Annotated in this window: 13 protein-coding genes; 10 read left to right on the top strand and 3 right to left on the bottom strand. The window is 68.3% G+C overall.

The window, feature by feature from the left end:
• Window positions 1–31 precede the first annotated feature (31 nt).
• Window positions 32–499 carry a hypothetical protein gene (locus tag WS54_RS34215; RefSeq protein ID WP_236872769.1) on the bottom strand — a complete coding sequence of 156 codons (468 nt, stop codon included), beginning with the start codon at window positions 497–499 and terminating at the stop codon, window positions 32–34.
• Between WS54_RS34215 and WS54_RS09440 the strand changes: the two genes are divergently transcribed.
• The 3 genes from WS54_RS09440 to WS54_RS09430 are packed head-to-tail and all read left to right on the top strand — an operon-like array spanning window position 381 to window position 5,171.
• Window positions 381–1,808 carry a TolC family protein gene (locus tag WS54_RS09440; protein ID WP_236872767.1) on the top strand — a complete coding sequence of 476 codons (1,428 nt, stop codon included), beginning with the start codon at window positions 381–383 and terminating at the stop codon, window positions 1,806–1,808. The two genes, WS54_RS34215 and WS54_RS09440, sit on opposite strands and share 119 nt — an antisense overlap.
• On the top strand, window positions 1,801–4,002 hold the full coding sequence (locus WS54_RS09435) for a type I secretion system permease/ATPase (RefSeq protein ID WP_059780662.1): 2,202 nt from the start codon (window positions 1,801–1,803) through the stop codon (window positions 4,000–4,002). Before WS54_RS09440 ends, WS54_RS09435 begins: the two co-directional genes overlap by 8 nt.
• The gene (locus WS54_RS09430) at window positions 3,999–5,171 is read left to right on the top strand and encodes an HlyD family efflux transporter periplasmic adaptor subunit (protein WP_059780661.1); all 1,173 of its coding nucleotides are present in this window, start codon (window positions 3,999–4,001) and stop codon (window positions 5,169–5,171) included. The genes WS54_RS09435 and WS54_RS09430 overlap by 4 nt, the downstream gene beginning before the upstream one ends.
• A gap of 120 nt (window positions 5,172–5,291) precedes the next feature.
• Here WS54_RS09430 and WS54_RS09425 read toward each other — a convergent pair whose 3' ends face one another.
• Window positions 5,292–6,230, bottom strand: a complete 939-nt coding sequence (locus tag WS54_RS09425) for an NAD(P)-dependent oxidoreductase (RefSeq protein WP_059780660.1) — start codon at window positions 6,228–6,230, stop codon at window positions 5,292–5,294.
• A 167-nt stretch (window positions 6,231–6,397) separates the two neighbouring features.
• Window positions 6,398–7,651, bottom strand: coding sequence for a LysR family transcriptional regulator (locus WS54_RS09420; RefSeq protein ID WP_034204391.1), 1,254 nt, complete (start codon window positions 7,649–7,651; stop codon window positions 6,398–6,400).
• A 474-nt stretch (window positions 7,652–8,125) separates the two neighbouring features.
• Here WS54_RS09420 and WS54_RS09415 point away from each other — a divergent pair, with 474 nt between their 5' ends.
• The 7 genes from WS54_RS09415 (at window position 8,126) to WS54_RS09385 (ending at window position 16,030) form a co-directional block, all read left to right on the top strand.
• Window positions 8,126–8,653, top strand: coding sequence for a hypothetical protein (locus WS54_RS09415; RefSeq protein ID WP_059780659.1), 528 nt, complete (start codon window positions 8,126–8,128; stop codon window positions 8,651–8,653).
• Window positions 8,654–8,731: 78 nt separating this feature from the next.
• Window positions 8,732–10,036: a gallate dioxygenase gene (locus WS54_RS09410; RefSeq protein WP_059780658.1), complete on the top strand. Its 1,305-nt coding sequence runs from the start codon at window positions 8,732–8,734 to the stop codon at window positions 10,034–10,036.
• A 132-nt stretch (window positions 10,037–10,168) separates the two neighbouring features.
• Entirely contained in the window at window positions 10,169–11,518 is a 1,350-nt protein-coding gene (locus WS54_RS09405; RefSeq protein WP_059780672.1) for an MFS transporter, read from the top strand.
• Between the two features lie 73 nt (window positions 11,519–11,591).
• Entirely contained in the window at window positions 11,592–12,617 is a 1,026-nt protein-coding gene (locus tag WS54_RS09400) for an amidohydrolase family protein (protein ID WP_059780657.1), read from the top strand.
• Between the two features lie 2 nt (window positions 12,618–12,619).
• Window positions 12,620–13,303: a 4-carboxy-4-hydroxy-2-oxoadipate aldolase/oxaloacetate decarboxylase gene (ligK, locus tag WS54_RS09395; RefSeq protein ID WP_059780656.1), complete on the top strand. Its 684-nt coding sequence runs from the start codon at window positions 12,620–12,622 to the stop codon at window positions 13,301–13,303.
• Window positions 13,304–13,317: 14 nt separating this feature from the next.
• On the top strand, window positions 13,318–14,025 hold the full coding sequence (locus tag WS54_RS09390) for a substrate-binding domain-containing protein (RefSeq protein ID WP_059780671.1): 708 nt from the start codon (window positions 13,318–13,320) through the stop codon (window positions 14,023–14,025).
• Between the two features lie 223 nt (window positions 14,026–14,248).
• Window positions 14,249–16,030 (top strand): tannase/feruloyl esterase family alpha/beta hydrolase, encoded by a 1,782-nt coding sequence (locus WS54_RS09385; RefSeq protein ID WP_059780655.1) that lies wholly within the window; start codon window positions 14,249–14,251, stop codon window positions 16,028–16,030.
• Window positions 16,031–16,080 lie beyond the last annotated feature (50 nt).

Below are 16,080 nucleotides of genomic sequence, written 5' to 3'. Positions count from 1 at the left end.
CGATGATGCTCAAGACAACCGCTCGTTTCAGCTACACCTTGCGTCGCGCCGTTTGCGCGGTGCGTGCCGTTTTCCATCCAGGCCATGTGTTGTTCGCGATCGCGTTGCTCGACACCGCAGCGGCGGCGTTCGCGTCGTCGTCGCCGCTGCCGAGCGGCCGGTTGACCGATTCGTTCGAGACCGCGGCGCGCGCACCGGCCGACACGGTCCATGCGGCCGCGGCGCCGTCAGCGCATTCATCGCCACCCGCGCCACCCGCGCCGCCCAGGCCGGCCGCTGCGCCAGTGCGGACGGCGATGGCGACGGCGTCGTTCGTGCCGCTGCCGGCCGGCATGCCCGCTGCCGCACCGCGCCGGCACGTGGCGCCGCCGTTGCCGCCCGTGGACCCGGCGCGGCGCATCGTCCTCGCGAACCTGTCCCGCGCGATGGCGCCGATCGATCCGCAAGCGCCGGTTTCGCCGCTGCATGACGGGATGACGGCAGGGGTGACGACGATCACGCCGGACAGACCGGACGCGCTCGATGTCCCCGCTGCCGGCCGCGTCGAGGATGCCGAGGATGCCGCCGGCGACTCGGGCGAGACGCTGCGCATCGCGCTCGATCGTCTGACGCTGCGCGACGCGGTCGGCGTCGCGATCGCGCGCCATCCGGACATCGGCCGCGCGCATGCGGAAGTGGCGCAAAGCGTATCGGAGGTCGAGGTCGCGAAGGCGGCCTGGTACCCGAAGATCGACTACGGCGTGCGTCCCGGCTATGGCGGCAGCTTCGGCAGCAACGGCAACCGTACCGGCACGCGCGCATCGATCGGCGTGTCGCAGTTGCTGTACGACTTCGGCCGCACGTCGGGCCGGATTTCCGCGGCGGACGCGACGCGCAGCCAGAAGCAGTATCAGCTGGCCGACACGATCGAGACGGTCGCGTACCAGACGGCGTCGACGTTCGTCGAACTGGCCGCCAGCCAGGACGTCGTCGCCGCCGCGCGGCGCCAGGTCGTCGCGCTGAGCGACACGCGCACGAAGATCCTCGATCGCGTGCGGGCCGGACTATCGGTTTCGTCGGACCGCAACCTGGTCGAACTGGCGATCCTGCATGCGCAGGCGGAAGTGCTGAAGGCCAACACGCGTTTCGACGTCGCCGCCGCGAAGCTCACCGAACTGATCGGCGCGCGCCCGCGGCGCGTGGCGAATCTCGGCGGCACGGTGGATTTCGTCGGCGATCTCGGCTATGCCGGCGGCGACATCGAGCGCACGCCGTCGGTGCTTGCCGCGGCGGCGGCCGTCGATGCGGCCGATGCGCGCGTGCGGGTCGCGCAGTCGGAGCGCTTCCCGTCGATCGGTATCGGCGCGAGCCGTTCGATATCGAGCGGCCGCCCGAACGCCACCAACGACACGTGGATCGGTTTCGCGGTGAGCGGCAATTACTCGCTGGGCGGCCTGGCGAAACACCAGATCGCGGCCGCCGAAGCCGAACTGCGCGCGAACCGCGAAAGCCTCGAGAACCGGCGGCTCGTCACGCGCAGCGCGCTCAAGTCGGCGGAGATCGAAGCGTCGGGCGCCGCGGCGCGCCTGAACAGCTACGAGAAGGTGACCGCGCTGTCGCGGGCGTCGCGCGACCTGTACTGGCAGGAATACATCCTGAACAAGCGTACGTTGACCGATGTCGTGAATCCGGAGCGCGACATCTTCGAATCGGAAGTCGAGTCGATCAACGCACTCGCCGACGGCGCGATTGCGCGCATCAAGGCATACGTGGCAGTCGGCAAGTTCGTCGAATTGCTGCGCGAACACGAGGGGAGTCGTCATGAATGATGCGTTTCGCGCCGGCCGCGATGCCGGCGCCGACGTCGCACGCTGGGCCGACCCGCTGATTTTCGCGGCGCGGCATCTCGGCCTGGCCGTGTCGCCGGAACAGGTGCGCGGCGCGGCATCGTGGGCGAGCGTCGCGGACCCGGACGCGGCCGTCGTCGAAGTCGCCGCGTCCGCAGGCCTGGCCGCGCAGTTCGTCGCATTGCCGCCGGCGCGGCTCACGCCGGCGATGCTGCCGGCGCTCGCCGTGTTCGACGATGCGCATGTCGGTGTGATCGTGTCGGTCGCGGCGGGACGGGCGGTCGTTCAGTTCGTCTTCGACGGCAAGCCGCTCGAACGCGCGATCGAGCTGGACGCGCCGGCGCCCGCGTGGCCGGCCCGCGTGCTGATCGTCCACGAGCGGGTCGCGCGGCGCGACGAGCGCGTCGACGGCTACCTGTCCGTCAAACCCGACACCTGGCTGCACGATCTGTTCTCGGCGCAATGGAAGGTGTTGCTCGATCTCGGCGCCGGCTCGCTGTTCGGCAATCTGCTCGCGATCGCGACGTCGCTGTTCGCGATGCAGGTGTGGGACCGCGTGGTCCCGGCGCGGGCGACGCATACGCTGTGGGTGCTGGCGTCGGGTGTCGTGCTCGCGCTCGCGCTGGAACTGCTGCTGCGTACCGCGCGCGTGTCGATTGCCGATCATTTCGGCAAGCAGGCGGACCTCAAGCTGTCCGCGATGTTCTTCGCGCGCGTGCTCGACATCCGCAACGACGCGCGGCCGCGCTCGCCGGGCACGCTGGTCGCCCAGCTTCGGGACCTCGAACAGCTGCGCGAGCTGTTGACGTCGAGCACGATGGGCGTGCTGATCGACATCCCGTTCGTCGTCACGTTCCTGTTCATCATCTGGCTGCTCGGCGGGCCGCTCGCGTTCGTGCCGCTCGCGGCGATCCCGCTGCTGATCCTGCCGGGCGTGCTTGCACAGATCCCGCTGGCGAAGCTGTCGAACCGAGGGCTCGAGGAATCGGCGCTGCGCAACGCGATCCTGATGGAAGCGATCTATCGCGCCGAAGACATCAAGGCGTTGCAGGCGGAGCCGCGATTCCGGCAGCTGTGGGCGCATACGAATCGCGTGAATGCCGATATCGGCTTGCAGCAGCGCCGGCTGGCGGGCCTGCTGGTCAATCTCGCGCAGACGGTGCAGCAGCTCGCCTACGCCGGCGTGCTGGTCGCCGGCGTGTACGGCATCCTGGACTCGAGCCTGTCGTTCGGCGCCGTGCTCGCCTGTTCGATCCTGACGAGCCGTACGATCGCGCCGCTGGGGCAGATTCCTGCCGTGCTGTCGCGCATCCAGAACGTACGGGCGGGCAAGAAGGGGCTCGACAACCTGCTCGCGCTGCCGGTCGACCACGATCCGGCGGTCGATGCGTATCACAAGCCGGCGCTCGTCGGCCGATATCGCTTCGAGCAGGTCGGATACAGCTTCGATCCGCAGGAAAAACCCGTGCTCAGTATTCCGAATCTGTCGATCGAGCCCGGCGAGCGGGTCGCGATTCTCGGCCGCGTCGGCGCGGGAAAGTCGACGCTGCTGAGGCTGTTCGGCGGGCTCGCGACGCCGGTGCAGGGGCGCATCCTGTTCAACGACACGCCGATGCCGCTGATCGACGTCGCCGATGTCCGCCGCGACGTCGGGATGCTGCTGCAGGAATCGAGCCTCTTCTACGGCACGCTGCGAGAGAACCTGCTGATCGCGAATCCGCTCGCCAGCGACGACGCGATGCTCGCCGCGATGAAGGTCGCGTGCGCGGACCAGTTGCTGCTGCGGCAGCCGCACGGCCTCGACATGAAGCTGCGCGAAAGCGGCCTTGGCCTGTCCGGCGGCCAGAAGCAGGCGCTGATGCTGGCCCGCGTGATTCTGCGCTCGCCGAACGTGTTGCTGCTCGACGAGCCGACCGCCTCGCTCGACGAGGCGACCGAGCGGGCGATCGTCGAGCGCCTGCAGCAATGGCTGGGCAATCGCACGTTGATCGTGGCGACGCATCGTTATCCGGTGCTGTCGATCGTCGATCGCATCATCGTGCTCGATGGCGGACGCGTGGTGCGCGACGGTCCGAAAGACGAGGTGCTGGCCGCGTTGCGCGGCGCCGGCACGCCGGCGCCGGCGGCCGGCGGCTCGCGTCCGGTGGCGGCGCAGATGGCGGGAGAGGCGCAATGAGCGATTTCCCGTGGTCGGCGCACCGCGTGCGCGAAGCGGCACCCGCCCGGCGGATGCTGTGGCTGATCGTCGCCGCGCTGACGATCTTCCTCGTGTGGTCCGTGTTCGCGAACCTCGACGAAGTCGCGGTCGGCGAAGCCAAGGTCACGCCGGCATCGAAAGGGCAGGTCATCCAGAGTCTCGAAGGCGGCATCCTGCTGGAGCTGGCGGTGCGCGAGGGCGACGTCGTCGACGCGGGCCAGCGGCTCGCGACGCTCGATCCGGTGCTCGCGCGCGCGTCGATGGAGGAAACGCTCGAGCGGATCACCGCATTGCAGGGCCGCGCCGCGCGGCTGTATGCGGAGATGAACGACCTGCCCGGCATCGACTTCCCGGCGGAACTCGCGAACGAGAAGGCCGTGACCGCGCGCGAGCGTCAGCTGTTCGTCGCGAACCGGCGCGCGTTTCGCGAAAACGTCGCCAACCTGCGCGAACAGTTGCGCCTCGCCGAGGACGAGCTCCGGATTGCGTTGCCGCTGCTGAAAACCGGCGCGACCAACGAGGTGGAGGTGCTCCGGCTGCGTCAGAAGGCCGCCGAATTCTCGACGAAGCTCGCGGCGGCGCAGAGCGAGTACTACGTCGCGCTGAAAGCCGACTACTCGAAGACGATGGCCGATCTCGAACCGTTGCTCAAGGTTCGCGAAGGCCGTGCCGATCAATTGCGACGAACCGTGATTCGTGCGCCGGCGCGCGGCATCGTGAAGGACATCCGCGTGTCGACGGTCGGCGGCGTGATTCCGCCGGGCGGCATGCTGATGGAAATCGTGCCGCTCGACGACCAGTTGCTGATCGAGGCGCGCCTCAGCCCTCGCGACATCGCGTTCGTTCATCCGGGGCAGGAGGCGACCGTGAAGATCACGGCGTTCGAATCGTCGATCTACGGCTCGCTGCCGGCGAAGGTCGAGCGGATTTCGCCCGACACGATCGAAGACCAGGTCGACCGGCGTGTGTACTACTACCGCGTCTACGTGCTCACGCAGCATGCGTATCTGGAAACCCGCGACGGCAAGCGGCATCCGATCCTGCCGGGCATGGTCGCGACCGCCGAGATCCGCACCGGGCGCCGCACCGTGTTCGACTACCTCGTCAAGCCGCTGAACCGGGCCGCCGAGGCGTTGCGCGAACGCTAGTGCGCCGGGCGCGGCAGGATCATGCGGGCGGCGCCGAATCGCTGCCAGCGGTGGGCGTAACCCGGGTCCCGTTGGCTTGCCCCAGCGCGTTGAACCCGAGCGATGCCACGCTGCCGCCGGTCAGTCATCGCGACCGGCGCCGTACCCGGGCGGTGTCGGCGCCGACACCGGCCGATTACCCAGCCGGTCGAGCACCGCCTTCCAGTCGAACGGCAGCAGCGCGTGGTAGTCGAGGCCGCCGGCGGCCATCCTGTCGATGAATTCGTCCTGCACGCGAGCGCATGCTTCGCTCATCTCCGGCGCAACGCCGCCTTCGCGCAGCGTGTCGCACACTTCGCGCATCTCGGCCGCGCGCCGGCGCCCATGCTCGGCGACGCGGCCGATCAGATAGCCGGGCAGGTCGGGCCGCGTCGCGAACGTGTCGAAGGTCTGCCGCAGCGACGCGAGCACCAGCGCGTCCGCACCATACGCGCGGGCCGCGCTCAGGCATTCGACGGTGAGCGCCTCGATCCCCTTGATCATCACGCTGCGGCACATTTTCGCGGCCGACGCGGTGCCGACGCGTGTCGACACGGCCTGTGCAGTGAAGCCCAGCGTGGTCAGCTCGCGTGCGATCGCGTCGGCCGACGGACCGGCCAGCAGCATCGGCACTGCGAGGCCGTGCGGCGGCACGGGCGCCATCACCGCCGCTTCGACGTAATGGCCGCCGGCGGCTTCGATCAGCTGCTGGCCGTGCTGCTTCAGTGCCGGCGATACCGAGTTGAGGTCGATGAACGTCTGGTCCGCCCGGATGTGCGCGGCGACCGCGGCGGCGACTTCCGCGTCGGACGATGCCGTCACGGCCGACACGATCCATTGCGCGTCGCGGATCGCGGCGGCGACCGTCGACGCGGCTTCGACATGCACGCGCGTAGCCTTGTCGCGCATCGCGCTCGCGGTCCTTGCATCGTCGAGCTGCCGGTCGTACATCGTCACGCGGACGTTGCGCGCGGCGAGTGCGCCTCCGAGCAGGCTGCCCGCTTCGCCGAAGCCGATGAACGCTATCGTCGGGTCGATCATGCGTGTCGCTCCTGATGAAGGTGATGCGCGGGCTGGCCGTCCGGTATCGCGACGCGTGATGGCAGCGTCGCGCTTCGGCCGGCAGCCGCAGGGTATATCGACCGAATTGTGCGGCAACGCATGGGGTGGGTGCGATGCGAATCCGGCGCGGCAGCCATGCGCTTTCGTTATCGCGCAGCGGCCGTAGCGTGCGGCGTGCGCGCGACTTCGGTCGCGACCACACGGATCGCATCGATCAACGCGCGTGCCGCCGGCGACGGTGGGCTGCCGGTGCGTGTCATCAGGCCAATGTCGCGGGCCGTTTCGCGCATCGGCACGTCGAGCACGGCCAGCAACCCCGCGTCGCATTCGTAGCGCAGTTGCTGCGCGGACAGCACCGCGAGCATGTCGCTATGCAGCAGCAGGCCGCGAATCACCGCGAGATCGGCACTTTCGACCGTCGGCATCGGCGGCTTGAGTTTCATGCGCCGGAACAGCGATTCGAACAGCCCGCGCGCGGGCGAGTGGCTGCGCGGCAGGATCCATTGCGCGCCGGCGAGGCTCGCGAGCCCGAGGTTCCGGACGCCGGCGAGCGGATGATCGTGCCGCGCGAGCACGACGAGGTTCTCGGACATCAGCCGCTCGTTTTCGAGGTCGCTCGCCGGATCGCTCGTGCGCAACGCACCGAGGATGAAGTCGACGTCGCCCGCGCGCACGCCGGCAACGAGCGCCTCGTAGGCGCTTTCGTCGGTGATCACGCGCACCTTCGGAAACCGCGTGACGACGCGCGCGACCGCTTCGGGCAGTATCAGCGTGCGGCCGAGCGGCAGCGCACCGACGGTCACGATGCCCTGGATGCTGCCGTGCAGCGCGGCGACGTCGTCCGCGACGTGCCGCAGTTCGTTCAGCGCGCGCCGCACGTGCAGCAGGAACGTCTCGCCGTCGGCCGTCAGCAGCAGGCCGCGCGGATGTCGATGGAACAGCGCGAAACCCGCGCCGCTCTCGAGAATCCTGATCGCGCTGCTGACGGCCGGCTGCGTGACGCCGAGCGCACGCGCGGCGCTCGGCATGTGCCGGTGCCGTGCGAGCGTCGAGAACAGCTGGAGCCGCCGCGTGTTGAGCAGGTACGCGGGCAGGCCGCTGTCGGGTGACGCGCGGCGGCGCGACTGGCGCAGCGCACACCAGTTCGCGAGCGCGCCAAGTTCGGCGATCACGCGCTCGCCGCGCTTGAGCACCGCACGACCGACCGGCGTTGCGAGCATGCCGGACGGCTTGCGATCGAACAACGCCGCGCCGACGGCCGTTTCGAGTTCCTGCACCGCGCGCGTGACGGCCGACTGCGCGCGAAAGAGCGTCGCGGCGGCGCGGCTCACGCTGCCCGTCTCGGCAACGCGCCGCACCGCGTACAGGCAGGCAAGATTCGGAAGTTCGGTGTTGTCCATGGGCGTTCGGGCAGTGTGCGTCGCCGGCGGCGGCACGCGCGACATGCGTGCCGCCGTACGGCCCGCGCAGGCGATGCAGCGGGTTGAACGACTTTACCGGAACGGTGGCCGCGCAGCTTGCGTCGTGCTTGTCGATCCATCTGTTTTATTTATCGGCTGCGAATCGCCGGGCGACCGGTTGCGGCGCATGCGCCGCCGAACGCCGACGCGCGCGCGCCATATCCGGCGGGCTTCCGAGCCATCGGAGGCGCGGTTCGCATGCAGGTTGAAAGCCTGCCGGATAGGCGGCCTCCCCAAAATATAAGGGTTTACCCTAACTGTGTTGCATCGCCTGCGCCTGAGTAATTTCAATCCCGGGCGCCGCAAGCACGCGGTTGCCGGCACATCGGACCGCCATCTGATTCATTGTTCGTCCGATCACGAAAAGGGGCTGGCGTGCGGCGCGGCACCTGCAACTACGAGCGAGGCAGCGTAATGGGACGACAGCACATCATTGGAGCCGGCGCATCGGCGCGCAGCACGCGGCTGTCGGACACGATCCGCGCGGGCATTCGCGGCGGCTTCGCGGGCGCGGTGCTGATCTGGGTTTACGAGGCGCTCGTGTGGGTCGGCGCGCAGCACCTGATGCCGCTCGCCGGCATCCCGCGCAATGCGACGGGGCTCGTGTTCGGCAAGGCCGCACAGGACGCGCTCGGCATCGGCGCATACTTCATCGGCACGGCGATCCATTTCGTGTTCGCGCTGTCGTGGGGCATCGTGTTCGCGGCGATCTGGCCGTGGTTCCGCCGGCGCGGCTTCGAGGCGACGTTCGTCGCGCTGTTCTTCGCGATCGTCGCATGGATCGTGATGCACGCGCTGATCATGATCGCGTCGAGCAATCATCCGGACTATTTCGACCCGAACGTGATCATCGGCGGGTTCATGTCGCATTTCGTATTCGCCGTTCCGCTCGCGCTGGTCGTCAAGCGCAGCCTTGCGCTGCAGCCGGACGGCCGCGCGTAGCGAGCGAACGCGCACGCATTCAATCGGCAACGGCCGGCACGGCCGGACCGCATCAGAGCATCACGAAGGAGCATTGGCATGGCACGGATTATCGGAGGCGTCGCGGCCTCCCACACGCCCACGATCGGGTTCGCGTTCGACAAGAACAAGCGCGACGATCCGGTCTGGGCGCCGATCTTCGAAAACTTCGCGCCGCTGGCCGCGTGGCTCGCCGACAAGCGTCCCGACGTGCTGCTGTTCATCTACAACGACCACGTGACGTCGTTCTTCTTCGATCACTACTCGGCGTTCTCGCTCGGCGTCGGGCCGCAGTGGCATCCGGCGGATGAAGGCGGCGGCGCGCGCGACCTGCCGCCGGTCGCCGGCCATCCTGCACTCGCCGCGCATATCGGCCAGTCGCTGATGGCCGACGAGTTCGACATGTCGTTCTTCCAGAACAAGCCGCTCGACCATGGCTGCTTTTCGCCGCTGTCGGTGCTGTGTCCGCACCGCCCCGACTGGCCGGTACAACTCGTGCCGCTGCAGATGGGCGTGCTGCAGTTGCCGGTGCCGTCCGCGCGCCGCTTCTACCGGCTCGGCCAGGCGCTGCGCCGTGCGATCGAAAGCTTTCCGGAGGACCTGCGCGTCGCGATCGTCGCGACCGGAGGACTGTCGCATCAGGTGCATGGCGAGCGTTCGGGCTTCAACAATCCCGAATGGGACGCGCGTTTCCTCGATCTGCTCGAGCGCGACCCCGAGCGCCTGGCTGGCATGCCGCTCGGCGAATACGCGGCGCTCGGCGGCTTCGAAGGCGCCGAGGTCGTGATGTGGCTCACGATGCGCGGCGCGTTGCCGGCGGGCGTCGTGTGCCGGCACCGCGGCTACTACCTGCCCTCGATGACGGGGATTGCGACGGCCGTCTACGAGCCGGCGGACACCGACGTCGACGAGACAGCGGCCGAGCGCCACCGGCAGCGGATCGCGGCCGAACTCGCCGGCGTCGAGCAACTGCCCGGCACCTATCCGTTCACGATCGAGCGGGCCGTGCGTGCGTACCGGATCAACGACTATCTGCACCGGATGATCGAGCCCGCGCATCGCGCGCAGTTCGTGAGCGACCCCGAAGCGAGCTTTGCCGCGGCGGACCTCAGCACGGAGGAGCGCGACCTGATCCGCCGGCGCGACTGGCTCGGCCTGCTGCGCTACGGCGTGATCTTCTTCCTGCTCGAAAAGCTCGGCGCGGTGACGGGCGTATCGAACCTGCATATCTACGCGGCGATGCGCGGCGAATCGCTGGAGGATTTCCAGCGCACGCGCAACGCGCCGGGCGCGCTGTACTCGGTGGCTGGCAAGAGCGCCGGGCCGCTCGGCTGGGACGGCGCGGACACGCCGGGCAACACGTAACGCAGGACGAAGGCGCCCGGGATCGCGGCGCCTGCGGGACCGGGAGGCCGACACGCCGGAAGCGTGCCAAACCATATAAATAGGATGACGAATCGATAGGTCGATCGTCGCCAAGGAGACAGGAGAGTCATGATGGCAAGTGGAAAGACAATCGACATCAAGTCGTTCATCGACGAGCGGCCGGTGTCGCGTTACCAGTGGCTGCTGGTCGTGCTGTGCTGCCTCGTCGTGATCGCCGACGGGATGGACGTCGCGATCATGGGATTCGTTGCGCCGTCGGTGATTCGCGACTGGGCGATCTCGCGGCCGGAGTTCGGCCTCGTGATGAGCGCGGCGCCGATCGGACTCGTGATCGGCGCGCTGCTGGCCGGTCCGAGCGCCGACCGGTTCGGGCGCAAGCGCGTGCTGATCGCGTCGGTGTTCCTGTTCGGCGTGTTCACGATCTTGACCGCGCACGCGCACTCGCCGTTCGAGATGGCGATGCTGCGGCTGCTGACCGGCATCGGTCTTGGCGCGGCGATGCCGAACACGACGACGCTGTTGTCGGAGTACGCCCCGCAGCGGATGCGCGCGCTGATGATCACCGTGATGTTTACCGGCTTCAACCTCGGCTCGGCGCTGATCGGTTTCGTTGCCGGCTGGCTGATTCCGCTGCACGGCTGGCGCGCCGTGCTGCTGTTCGGCGGCGCGCTGCCGCTGCTGCTGATTCCGCTCCAGCTTTGGCTGCTGCCCGAATCGGCGCGGCTGCTGGCCGTGCACGGCGCGCCGTCGCAGCGCATCGGCGCGCTGCTGAACCGCGTGTGCGGCGGTCGATTCAGCGGCGACGAGACGTTCGTGTCGAACGAGCCGCCGCTGCCGACGCGCAAGCCGATCGGCGTGCTGTTCTCGCAAGGCTACGGCCGCGTGACGCTGTCGTTGTGGATCACCTATTTCATGGGTCTGCTGGTGATCTATCTGCTGACCGGCTGGCTGCCGACGCTGATCAAGGACGCGGGCCTGTCCGTCAGCACGGCCGCGAACGTGACGGCGATGTTCCAGATTGGCGGCACGATCGGCGCGATCGGGGTGGGCTGGCTGATGGATCGCGTACGGCCGGCGCCGGTGATCGGTATCGCGTATCTCGGTGGCGGGCTGTGCGTGGTCTTGCTCGCATGGGCCGGTGCGTTGTCGTCGTCGCTCGCGCTGCTCGTGTTCGCGGCCGGCTTCTGCATGAGCGGTGCGCAGACCGGGCTGAACGCGTATGCGCCCGGTCGCTATCCGACGGTTGCACGCGCAACTGGCGTGAGCTGGATGCTCGGAATGGGCCGCTTCGGCAGCATCTTCGGCTCGGCGATCGGCGGCGCGCTGCTCGGTTTCGGCTGGAAGTTCGACGCGATCCTGTCGATGCTCGCGGTGCCGGCGGTGCTGGCGGCCATCGCGATCATGACGACGCAGCGTGCGGCCGCACCCGAACCGCAGGAACTCGAAAACCCGGCGCACTGACGCACGTCGCACACCGCCGTCCGGCGCGGTCGTCGGCAGGGTGCCGGACACCTCATCAAATGCAGGAGCATCAATGATCATCGACATCCACGGCCACTACACCACCGCGCCGAAGGCGCTGGAAGCGTGGCGCAATCGCCAGATCGCGGCGCTCGGCAGTCCGTCGGAGCAACCGAAGGTGGCCGAGCTGAACATCGGCGACGACGAACTGCGCGAATCGATCGAGCACAACCAGCTGCGGCTGATGCGCGAGCGCGGCCTCGACCTGACGATCTTCAGCCCGCGCGCGAGCTTCATGGCGCATCACATCGGCGACTTCGCGGTGTCGAGCACGTGGGCGGCCGTGTGCAACGAGCTGTGCCATCGCGTGCATCGCCTGTTTCCCGATCACTTCGTGCCGGCCGCGATGCTGCCGCAAAGCCCGGGCGTCGATATCGCGACCTGCATTCCGGAGCTCGTGCGCTGCGTCGAGGAATACGGCAACGTCGCGATCAACCTGAATCCGGATCCGTCCGGCGGCCACTGGACGAGCCCGCCGCTGTCGGATCGCTACTGGTACCCGATCTACGAGAAGATGGTCGAGTACGACATTCCCGCGATGATCCACGTGAGCACGAGCTGCAACGCGTGCTTCCACACGACCGGCGCGCACTACCTGAACGCCGACACCACCGCGTTCATGCAGTGCCTGACCTCCGACCTGTTCCGCGATTTCCCGACGCTGCGCTTCGTGATCCCGCATGGCGGCGGCGCGGTGCCGTATCACTGGGGACGGTTTCGCGGGCTCGCGCAGGAACTGAAGAAGCCGCTGCTGAAAGACCATCTGCTGAACAACGTGTTCTTCGATACGTGCGTGTATCACCAGCCCGGCATCGATCTGCTGACCGGCGTGATTCCGGTCGACAACATCCTGTTCGCGAGCGAGATGATCGGCGCGGTGCGCGGCATCGATCCGGAAACCGGTCACTACTACGACGACACGAAGCGCTACATCGACGCGTCGTCGCTCGATGCGCAAGCGCGTCACAAGATCTACGAAGGCAATGCGCGGCGCGTGTATCCGCGTCTCGATGCGCAACTGAAGGCGAAGGGGCTTTGATCATGACTGAACTCGGCGTGGTGTACCGCACGATCCAGCGTGCGGACCAGGATGTGGCGGCGCGGCTCGGCGCGCTCGGCTCGGCGACGGTGCACGAGGCGATGGGCCGCACGGGGCTGCTGAAGCCCTACATGCGGCCGATCTATCCGCGTGCGCACGCGTCCGGTACGGCCGTCACGGTGCTGCTGCATCCGGGCGACAACTGGATGATGCACGTGGCAGCCGAACAGATCCGGCCCGGCGACGTGGTCGTCGCGGCAATCACCGAGGATTGCACGGACGGCTATTTCGGCGACTTGCTCGCCACGAGCTTCAAGGCACGCGGCGCGCACGCGCTGATCATCGATGCCGGCGTGCGCGACGTCGCGGTGCTCGAGGCGATGCAGTTCCCGGTCTGGAGCAAGGCGATTTCGGCGAAAGGCACGATCAAGGCGACGCTCGGTTCGGTGAACGTGCCCGTCGTTTGTGCGGGTGCGCTCGTCCACCCCGGCGACGTGATCGTCGCCGACGACGACGGCGTGGCCGTGGTGCCGGCCGCGCGTGCGGCGCAGGTGCTCGAGAAGGCGGTGGCCCGCGAAGCGAACGAAGCGGCGAAGCGCGCGAAGCTCGCGTCCGGCGTGCTCGGCCTCGACATGTACGACATGCGCGAGCCGCTGCGGCAGGCCGGCCTGCGCTACATCGACTGATGCGGGCGGACGCGATGATGCGGACACCGGAAGCGGCTGTGGCCGTCACGGGCATTTCATCGATGGCGACGCGGCCGGTGCTCACGCGGCTCGCCGCCGCTTACGAGCGCGACACGGGCACACGCGTCGCGATCACGTCGGTGGGCGGCGTCGACGCCGCCCGGCGCGTGCGCGACGGCGAGCCGTTCGATGTCGTCGTGCTCGCGTCCGATGCGATCGAGCGGCTCGCGGCGGATGGCCACGTCGAGCCGGGCAGCTGCGTGGACGTCGCGCGATCGGGCATCGCGGTCGCGGTCGCGAGCGGCGCGCCGCGGCCGGACATCGGTACCGAAACTGCATTGCGCGATGCGATCCTGAGCGCCGGCCGGATCGGCTATTCGACCGGGCCGAGCGGTACGCACCTGACACGCCTGTTCGCCCGCTGGGGCATCGCCGACGCGATCGCGCCGCGCATCGTACAGGTCTCGCCCGGCGTGCCGGTCGGCGCGTTGATCGCATCCGGCGACGTCGAGATCGGCTTTCAGCAGATGAGCGAGCTGATGCACGTGCCGGGTGTCGAAGTTGTCGGCGCGCTGCCCGCCGCGGCGCAGGCGGTGACGGTGTTCGCCGCCGCAGTCTTGGCCGTCGCGCACGATCGCGCGGCCGCGGCGCGGTTCGTCGCGTATCTGGCGTCGCCGCAAGCCGCACACATCAAGCGGGAATACGGGATGGAGCCTGCATGACGCCGATACGACCGGATCGATAAGCGAATCGGATGGGATTCGCCGTTCTTCGCAACGGGTTCCCGCGATGAGTTAGTTATGCTGATGAAGTGGTGAGTGACGATCCGGATCGCGCGATCCATCGAAGAATCAATACAGCTCGCCGTGCCGCCCGGCCCGGGCGAGCGGCATATCCAGCAAAAGACAGGAGACAAGCATGCAGACGAAATGCAGGGCAGGGTGGATGGGGCGCGCATGGCGTCGCGCGGCGTGCGTAAGGTGCGATGCGCTGACCAGGGCGCTGGCGATCGGCATCGTATGGCTGTGTGCTGCGTTGACGGGCTGGCCGAGTGCAGCGAATGCAGCAAGCGCCGCCGGACTTGCGAATCTTCCCGCGGTGATGCCCGCGATGTCGTGCCCGTCGGTCGCGGCGCTCGACCTGAGCGGCGCGACCGACGGCACCGTCACGATCACGTCGGCGGTGCTGCTGCCGGCTGGCACGGTCGTCGGCAACAATACGTTGCCGGCGCCGGTGTGCGACGTGAAGGGCACGATCGGTCCGGGCGCGTCGCTGTTCGAACTGCAGCTGCCGACGCAGGGCTGGACGCAGCGTTACCTGCAGACCGGTTGCGGCGGCCTGTGCGGCAACCTGTCCGTCAACGCGCCGATGGCATCGACGTGCGTGCCGGTGACGAACGGGACGATCGCGATGGCCGCGACCGACATGGGCCACGAAGGCGGCAACGACGGCTCCTGGGCGCTCGACCCGAAGGCGAAGCTCGACTTCGCATACCGCGCCGAACACGCAACGGCTCAGGTCGCGAAGGCAATCATCGGCAAGTTCTATGCACGGCCCGCGCGCTATGCGTACTTCGACGGCTGCTCGGACGGTGGCCGCGAGGCGCTGATGGAGGCGCAGCGCTTCCCCGACGATTTCGATGGCATCGCCGCCGGTGCGCCGGCGAACGACCTGATCGTGCAGAACACGTTCCACCATGCATGGCCGAACGCGGTCAACACCGACCCGAAGACGGGCAACGCGATCCTGCTCGCCGGCAAGCTGCCGATGCTGCACGCGGCCGTGTTGAAGGCATGCGACGGGCTGGATGGCGTGGTCGACGGCGTGATCGACAACCCGCGCGCGTGTCGGTTCGATCCCGCGACGATCGTCTGCGCGCAAGGCCAGTCCACCGCGACCTGCCTGACGCCGCAGGAAGCCGACGTCGTCCGCCGGATTCACGACGGCGCGACGACCGCGGACGGTACGCGGCTCGAGCCGCTCGTCTCGCGCGAATGGGGCTCCGAGCTGAACTGGACGCTGTTCGTGCCGGCGACTGCTACCGCACAGAGCGGCACGATCGGCTTCGTGCTGCCGTTCCTGCGCTATCTCGACTACTACAACGCATCGTATCCGTCCGCCGCGATCGGCGATTTGAAGTTCACGCTCGACGGATTCGCGAAGACGGTACCGGTGTCGAACTACCTGGCCGCGACCGATCCTGACCTGAGCCGGTTCGCCGGGCGCGGCGGCAAGCTGCTGATGTGGCACGGTCTGGAAGACCAGCATATCTCGCCGCGATCGAGCATCGAGTACTACGAAGCAATGAAGCGCTACATGGGCGACGCAAGAGTCGACCGCTTCGCGCGCTTCTACCTGTTCCCGGGCGTTGCACACTGCGGCGGCGGGCAGGGGCCGAACGTGTTCGACATCCTGTCGCCGCTGATGGCGTGGACCGAGACGGGCGCGACGCCGGGCCGGATCGTGGCATCGATCGTCGACGGAAACGGTAATACGACGCGCACGCGTCCGGTGTTCCCGTATCCGGCTACCGCGCGCTACACGGGCACGGGCAGCACCGACGACGCGGCGAACTTCGTCGCCGATACGCCGAAGGCCGACCCGTTCGTCGATCTGCACTGGGCCGGCGAATGGCTGTACTCGCCGGGTTACGAAGCGCAATGTCAGGCCCAGGGTTCGCAACTCGTTTGCAAGGGCGGAAACGGCTGGCACGCGTATCGTCCGTGACCCGACGGCGGTACACGCCGATCACGACAACTCATACATTCAACAAGGCA

Source organism: Burkholderia sp. NRF60-BP8, from assembly GCF_001522585.2.
Lineage (GTDB): Bacteria > Pseudomonadota > Gammaproteobacteria > Burkholderiales > Burkholderiaceae > Burkholderia.
This window is presented reverse-complemented; position numbering and strand designations above follow the sequence as displayed.

What these genes read in the sequence shown, in the direction of transcription:
- WS54_RS09420 (WP_034204391.1), bottom strand. Translation starts at nt 7,651, where the DNA reads ATGGACAACACCGAACTTCCGAATCTTGCCTGCCTGTACGCGGTGCGG.
- WS54_RS09410 (WP_059780658.1), top strand. Translation starts at nt 8,732, where the DNA reads ATGGCACGGATTATCGGAGGCGTCGCGGCCTCCCACACGCCCACGATC.
- WS54_RS09400 (WP_059780657.1), top strand. Translation starts at nt 11,592, where the DNA reads ATGATCATCGACATCCACGGCCACTACACCACCGCGCCGAAGGCGCTG.
- WS54_RS09430 (WP_059780661.1), top strand. Translation starts at nt 3,999, where the DNA reads ATGAGCGATTTCCCGTGGTCGGCGCACCGCGTGCGCGAAGCGGCACCC.
- WS54_RS09390 (WP_059780671.1), top strand. Translation starts at nt 13,318, where the DNA reads ATGATGCGGACACCGGAAGCGGCTGTGGCCGTCACGGGCATTTCATCG.
- WS54_RS09425 (WP_059780660.1), bottom strand. Translation starts at nt 6,230, where the DNA reads ATGATCGACCCGACGATAGCGTTCATCGGCTTCGGCGAAGCGGGCAGC.
- ligK (WP_059780656.1), top strand. Translation starts at nt 12,620, where the DNA reads ATGACTGAACTCGGCGTGGTGTACCGCACGATCCAGCGTGCGGACCAG.
- WS54_RS09435 (WP_059780662.1), top strand. Translation starts at nt 1,801, where the DNA reads ATGAATGATGCGTTTCGCGCCGGCCGCGATGCCGGCGCCGACGTCGCA.
- WS54_RS09405 (WP_059780672.1), top strand. Translation starts at nt 10,169, where the DNA reads ATGGCAAGTGGAAAGACAATCGACATCAAGTCGTTCATCGACGAGCGG.
- WS54_RS09415 (WP_059780659.1), top strand. Translation starts at nt 8,126, where the DNA reads ATGGGACGACAGCACATCATTGGAGCCGGCGCATCGGCGCGCAGCACG.
- WS54_RS09385 (WP_059780655.1), top strand. Translation starts at nt 14,249, where the DNA reads ATGGGGCGCGCATGGCGTCGCGCGGCGTGCGTAAGGTGCGATGCGCTG.